Here is a 5,817-nt window from a genome sequence, read left to right as displayed (position 1 = left end):
CGCCCGGCCCGCTTGGACACAGTCGTCCGCAACCTCACCCGCGTCGGGTTCGAGGCCGCCACGATCGACGGCCGCCCCCTGCGCCCGTCCGACTCCGACCCCAACGGCGCCTACCCCAAGCCCGACGGGGGCGACTTCATCGCGGAGGACGGGGAGAAGCTGTTCCCGGCGGAGGAGCGACGCCCGGGCATGGTGCTGCTCAGCGTCGTCACGGCGGACTGGGTCGCGGACCTGCACAGCATGGCGGAGACGCTCCGCGGCCGCGGGTACGCCACCGAGCCGAGCAGCTTCGACGTGTCCGTGTGGGTGCGCTGGGCGACGCCGGAGGAGATCGCCGAACGCAAGCGCGTCCACGCCGAGCGAGTGGCGCCGCTGCTGAACATGCTCATCTGACCTCATGACCCGCGCTGCGCCCCGGACTGGTCACTGACCGGGCCCGGGGCGTACGCATGACCCCGGAAAGGAACCGACCTGCCATGACTGCCGTTCCCGCCGCTACCGCCGCCTCTCGGGGTGTGCGGCCGCTGGACGCCGACTGCGAGGCGTACGCCCTGGGCGCCGCGCCGCTTGATGCCGTACCGGTCTCCCGGGCCCTGGTGCGCGCCCTGGTGGCCGTTGTGGGGCGCCGCGGTGCTGTGGTGCGCGATGGTGCGCGCGGGCTGCTGCGCCTGGAGCACGCGGCCGGCCCGCTGCTCCTGGCCGTTCCGTGCGCGCGGCCGCCGAGGACGGCGGAGTGCGCACGGTGCGGGCACTGGGAGGACGAGCACAACCATCCCGCGGTCGTCTCCGCGTGCGGCCGCTACCAGCTCATGCTTGGCCGCGCGCGTTTCAAGCTGCCGGAGCACGACGGGGTCGCGTACGCGTGGGTGCGGCGGATGGGCCGGGCCCGGCTGGTGTTCGAGATCTCCGAGCCGTGCGGGGTGTTCCCCGGGGGAACGCTGACGGTGCACCGGTACCCGGCGCCGGGGGACGGGCGGGCTGTGTTCGGGGTGCACCGGTGGGTGATACCGGCGGAGCGGCGCGCCTGGTGGCTGGAGCGGGCCCGCGCGCACGTGCGTTGATCTGCGGGTTTCGGGTGAGAGCTGGTAGCGCCCTTTGATGTGGTGTACAGTTCTACTCGTAGGAAGCTACGAGAGGGGTTAGGGATGGCCGAGTGCCTCATCTGCGAGGAAGAGCGCGACGACTTGGACGGCGACATCTGCGCCGACTGCCACGACGACGCCGCCGCCGAGACCGCCGAAGAGCTCAGGGCCGCCGGAATCGACCCCACCGACCCGCCGGTCGTCATCGTGGCGGAGATCGCCCGCCGCATCGGCATCTGACCACCCGGGCCGCACGCCGGCCCACCGCACGCCCGCAGGCCGTCACGAGCGAGACGAGCCAGCGGACGCCGCTCCCGACAACAACCAGGAAGGCGCTCCCCATGCGCGAGTACCTCAACCACCTCACCGCGGACATGGTCCCCACGATCCCGGAGGTGCTGGCCGCCCTCACCGCCAGCGACACCCGGCCGCAGACCGCCGGTGACCTGCTGCTCGCCGCCCTCACCCGCCGCGAGATCACCCCCGAGCGCGAGCCCTTGAGCTACCTCATCCCGCTCGACCGCGACGCCCCCGCCGACGCGCCGCTGGACGGCCCGCACCTGTGCGTCGCCGACCGCAACCCGGACGTCGACCACGCGCCCGCCGACCACACCGGCTGGATCGTCTCCGTCCACGACGCCAACGGCGAACCCCTCGGCGACCTCTACAGCACCGCCGGAGACCACACCGTGGACTGCGCCGAGGACTCCGAGAAGGCCGCGGAAGCCATTCAGGTGCTGCTCCTCGACTACGAGTTCACCCCGCTGGCCAAGCGGCCCGCCATGCTCCGCGACGCGATCCGCGACGCCGCCTGACCTGCTCCACCCCGCCCCGGGCCGCACGCCGGCCCGGGGACCCAACGGGGAGTCACGAGCGAGACTCCCCGCGCCTTCACCGCTCCCACCGACCCAGAAGGGCGCCCACCATGCGCACCGTCACCCTCTCCGCCGACTCGCTGCTCCTCACCCACCTGTCCGCCCGCGCCGTCACCGGCATCCGCTTCGACTCCGGTCAGTGGGGTGAGTGCCTGATCGTCCCCGTGGAGGGGCACGGCACGCTGGAGATCGCCGACCGGGACTTCTCCGTCCGTCACGCCGCGGACGCTCACACCGGGTGGAGCATCTTCACCCGCGACGCGAACGGCGACCTGAACGGCGTGCCGCTGTTCTGCAGCGGCGACGGGGAATCCGCCCTCGACGCCCGCGCCGACGCCATCGCGGCCGCCGACGCCGTCGCCGAGTACATCGCCGCCCGCGTCACCGCGGCCCCCGTCGTGCACGGCCCGCTGCGCTTCCCCGACTTCGTCCGCCGCTGCACCGGCCCCAACAAGGCGTGCCGCGCCGCGCACCGCGACGGCCGCAGCATCCACATCATCCCGTCCGGGTACGCGGACGGCAGCGCCCTGGTGCTCCCCACCAACCACTACGAGACCGAAGAGCAGGCCCGTACCGCCGTGGAGGCCGCCCGCCGTGACGCCGTGGTCATCCGCAGCGACGAAGCGCTGTTCGAGGCCCGCCGCCTGGCCCAGCCGTACCGGCTGCTCCCCGGCTGGATCGACCCGTCCAGCCGCTACGGCCACGGCTTCTGACCTCTCCCCGCGCCCCGGGCCGCACGCCGGCCCGGGGCGCGCCCCGTTCCACCCCGGCCGTCACGAGCGAGACGGCCGCCCCGCTCCCACATCCGAAGGGCACGCCCGTGAATGCCTACCTCCGCCGCATCATCCGCGACATGTCCACCCGGCAGCAGGAGACCGTCACCGCGGCCGCCGCCGACAACGGGGACGTTCCCGCGGACACCCGCCGCTCCACCCTCGCCGCCCTCTACGGCAAGCGGCTCATCCACCCCACCAGCGACCCCCGCGGCCGCCACGTCCGCTACGCCCTCACCGCCCTCGGCCACGGCGTCGCCGAAGCCCTCGCCGAACTCGCGCGCGCCGACCGCCTCAACGGCATGGCGCCCGCCGAACGCGCCACCGCCGAACTCACCGCCGAGGACCACCGCGACGTGCTGCGCGCCACCGTCCGCCCCCGCGCCGAGGCGCCCAACTACGCCATCGACGTGGACGGCGCCAACACCCCCGCATGGCGGACCGTCCTGTCCTGGGGGCACGCCATGGCCAGCGCACAGAAGTCGATCCGCAACGGCGCCCGCATCACCCCCGGCCCCGGCGGAACGTTCACCCTCACCTCCCCCCACGGCGGCCGCCGCGCCCACTTCCGGCCCGCCTGACCACACCTGCACCACCGACGGGGCGGGACCGCGCGACACAAGCGGTCCCGCCCCTCATGCTGCGCCCCCATCGCCCGCCCGCCTCCGATGGGAGCACCACCCGATGAGCGTCACCGCTGTCAGCCCCACCTTCGACGCGTCCGTACGCGCCCTCACCGCGCACCCCGTGATCGTGGAAATGGCCCTCGACCTGAACCAGGCCTCCCCCGACCAACTGGCCGTGCTCATCACAGGCGGCACCGACCCCACCGACCGGTTCATGTCCCTGGCCAACGACCGGTTCGCCGAGCGCACCGAAGGGCAGCGCGGCGAGTTCATCGGCACCGTGGCGCGCGCCGTGATCGCCGCCATGAACGTCCTGCGGGACCAACCGCAGGACGCCGGCCGGTGAGCGCCGACACCCGCGCGGCCGCCATCACCGCACTCGCCCGCTACTCCGCGCTGGTCGGACCGAGCGAGATGCACGAACCCCTGAACTGGCAGGCCAGCGACCTCATGACGGATCTGCTGCTCGGGTTCGACCCCGCAACCGCGGACCTGATCCTTCACCGCGTACGCCGCGACTACGACGCCGAGCACCGCGACATCCCGCCCGTGCTGCCGCCCGCCTGCTGACACCCCCTGCTGCGCCCGGCCACCCCCGGCCGGCCCGCACCTCTACCGCCGGAAGGCACACCCCTGTGAGCGACACCGTTACCTCCCTGCTCCTGCGCTACTGGCAGATGACCGACCGGCACCGCGCCGACCTCGCCCCGTACTCCGACGCCTACGGCGACACCGACGACACCGACGAGGACTACGCCGACGCCCAGGCGGAAGCGGCCGCCGAGACGCACGACTTCCTCACCGCGGCGATGGAGGAGCTCGCCGAGCACTTCCCGCTCCCGGCCGGACTGCCGGTGACCGTGCCCGGCGCGAACGGCGCCCGGTTCAGCCTCATCACCGGCCAACTCGATGACCACGCCCGCAAGGCGTTCACCCGCGGCCAGTGCCACGCCCTCGCCCGCGCCCTGGCCGAGGTGACCGGCTGGCCCATGGCCGTGCTCATCACCCCCGACTGCACATACGACACCGACCAGTGCAGCGCCGACGATGACGCCTACGCCGGGCTGTGCGCCTGCCGCTTCCACCACGTGGTCGTCGTACGCCCGGACGGGGCCCTCGTGGACGCCTACGGCGCGCACCAGCCCGGCGACGTTCCCGACGCCGAGGGCTACCGGCACATCCCGCTGAACGAGACCGGTTGGGAGTTCCTCGCGGGCTCCCCCGCCTGGCGGCGCCCGGCCGTCACGGTCGCCCGAACCTTCACCGCGGCGCTCCTCGCCGAACTCGACACCACCCGCTGACCGGCAGCCGGCCCGGGGCGCGCCCCGCGCCCCGGGCCGTCCTTGCACGAGGAGAACGTGAGCACGCCCGTGAACATCCCTGGAGGCGCCGACCTCACCGTCGGCGTGCACCGGACGCCCGCCACCACCGCGGCCGCGCCCATCCCCTACACATCCGCCCCGGCCCTCACCGACAAGGCGCGCGCCCTGCCGCTGCTGCGCACCCTCACCCGCCCCGAGCTGCTCGCACTCGCCGCCTGGTGCCACGAGGAAGCCGACAGCCGCCCATGACCCACGGCCGCCCGGCGCGCCCCGCCTGTAACGGATCGGGGCCCCCACTCCGTCTACCGCACAGCCGCCCCGGGAAGGACCCCAGCCTCTTGAGCACCGACACCCCCCGACTGTCCGCCCGCGTGCTCGCCGAGACCCCACCCCACGCCGTCATGCACGTGTGGGACCCGGACCACGTCACCCCGCCGTACACGTACACCATCGGCCTCGCCGACCGGCCCGGCCGCGCGTACGAGCTGGCAGTGAGCGGACTGCCGTACCCGCTCGCGGACGACGTCCTCGACTGCGCCATGGCGCAGCTCGAAGAAGACGACCTCACCCCCGCCGACGGCCTGGAGCTCGACCGTGTCCTTCGCGGCCACCTCGCCCGGCTGCGCCCCGTCACCGGCACCGGCCGCTTCCGCGGACTCGCCCCCGCCACGCCCCTGTGGCAGCTCCTCATGCCCGATCACGCGGGCCGCTTCCCCGGTGAGGACCACTACGTCCAGGGCGACAGCCGCGACACCCAACTCGTCCTCTGACCCGGAAGGGCCCTGATGCACCACCACACCGCCAAGCACGACCGGCATTTCCGCGCGGCCGTGTTCTTCACCGTCCTGGTCCTGATCGTGTCCGGGATCGCGCTCCTGGCCGTCCTGCAGACCAACGACGACGACGGGATGCCGCAGTGCCCCGTGTCCCGTACCGGCGCCGTCGACCTGGTCCCGTCCGGCGCCCGCCCCTGCGTCCTGTACGGCGCCGACAGCGGGCCGGCCGCCCTCCCCGGCACGCGGAAGCGGCCCGCCGTACGCCCCGGGGTGAAGGCCCCGGCCGCCCCGAAGGCCGTCCGCCCGAAGGCTCCGGCCGCCCCGAAGGCGCCCGCCACGCCCCGCCGCTGACCACCCCACACC

General features: G+C 73.9%; 12 protein-coding genes. All 12 read left to right on the top strand.

The annotated features are described in order from the left end of the window. The coding region (locus CCN29_RS32910) for a hypothetical protein (RefSeq protein ID WP_442538636.1) at window positions 1-393 on the top strand (393 nt) is incomplete at its 5' end. Between the two features lie 83 nt (window positions 394-476). Further along, entirely contained in the window at window positions 477-1,061 is a 585-nt protein-coding gene (locus CCN29_RS32905) for a hypothetical protein (protein ID WP_086686169.1), read from the top strand. A gap of 84 nt (window positions 1,062-1,145) precedes the next feature. Continuing rightward, on the top strand, window positions 1,146-1,322 hold the full coding sequence (locus tag CCN29_RS36535) for a hypothetical protein (RefSeq protein WP_442538635.1): 177 nt from the start codon (window positions 1,146-1,148) through the stop codon (window positions 1,320-1,322). Window positions 1,323-1,423: 101 nt separating this feature from the next. Then, window positions 1,424-1,897: a hypothetical protein gene (locus tag CCN29_RS32900; protein WP_086686167.1), complete on the top strand. Its 474-nt coding sequence runs from the start codon at window positions 1,424-1,426 to the stop codon at window positions 1,895-1,897. Between the two features lie 110 nt (window positions 1,898-2,007). After that, window positions 2,008-2,670 (top strand): hypothetical protein, encoded by a 663-nt coding sequence (locus tag CCN29_RS32895; RefSeq protein WP_086686165.1) that lies wholly within the window; start codon window positions 2,008-2,010, stop codon window positions 2,668-2,670. Between the two features lie 107 nt (window positions 2,671-2,777). Further along, on the top strand, window positions 2,778-3,311 hold the full coding sequence (locus CCN29_RS32890; RefSeq protein WP_086686163.1) for a hypothetical protein: 534 nt from the start codon (window positions 2,778-2,780) through the stop codon (window positions 3,309-3,311). A gap of 103 nt (window positions 3,312-3,414) precedes the next feature. Next, complete coding sequence (locus CCN29_RS32885) at window positions 3,415-3,702, top strand: hypothetical protein (protein WP_086686161.1); 288 nt, start codon at window positions 3,415-3,417, stop codon at window positions 3,700-3,702. Continuing rightward, window positions 3,699-3,926: a hypothetical protein gene (locus CCN29_RS32880; RefSeq protein WP_086686159.1), complete on the top strand. Its 228-nt coding sequence runs from the start codon at window positions 3,699-3,701 to the stop codon at window positions 3,924-3,926. Before CCN29_RS32885 ends, CCN29_RS32880 begins: the two co-directional genes overlap by 4 nt. Before the next feature lie 65 nt (window positions 3,927-3,991). Then, a complete protein-coding gene (locus CCN29_RS32875; protein WP_107481762.1) occupies window positions 3,992-4,657 on the top strand; it encodes a hypothetical protein in 666 nt (221 codons plus the stop codon). Between the two features lie 57 nt (window positions 4,658-4,714). Continuing rightward, window positions 4,715-4,927, top strand: coding sequence for a hypothetical protein (locus tag CCN29_RS32870; RefSeq protein ID WP_086686157.1), 213 nt, complete (start codon window positions 4,715-4,717; stop codon window positions 4,925-4,927). Between the two features lie 89 nt (window positions 4,928-5,016). Beyond that, a complete protein-coding gene (locus tag CCN29_RS32865) occupies window positions 5,017-5,448 on the top strand; it encodes a DUF4262 domain-containing protein (RefSeq protein WP_442538634.1) in 432 nt (143 codons plus the stop codon). A 15-nt stretch (window positions 5,449-5,463) separates the two neighbouring features. After that, window positions 5,464-5,805 carry a hypothetical protein gene (locus tag CCN29_RS32860; RefSeq protein WP_086686153.1) on the top strand — a complete coding sequence of 114 codons (342 nt, stop codon included), beginning with the start codon at window positions 5,464-5,466 and terminating at the stop codon, window positions 5,803-5,805. The last annotated feature ends 12 nt before the right edge of the window (window positions 5,806-5,817 follow it).

Source organism: Streptomyces pseudogriseolus (assembly GCA_002154585.1).
GTDB lineage: Bacteria > Actinomycetota > Actinomycetes > Streptomycetales > Streptomycetaceae > Streptomyces > Streptomyces pseudogriseolus.
The sequence above is the reverse complement of the archived record's forward strand: the minus strand, read 5'-3'. Positions and strand labels throughout refer to the sequence as shown.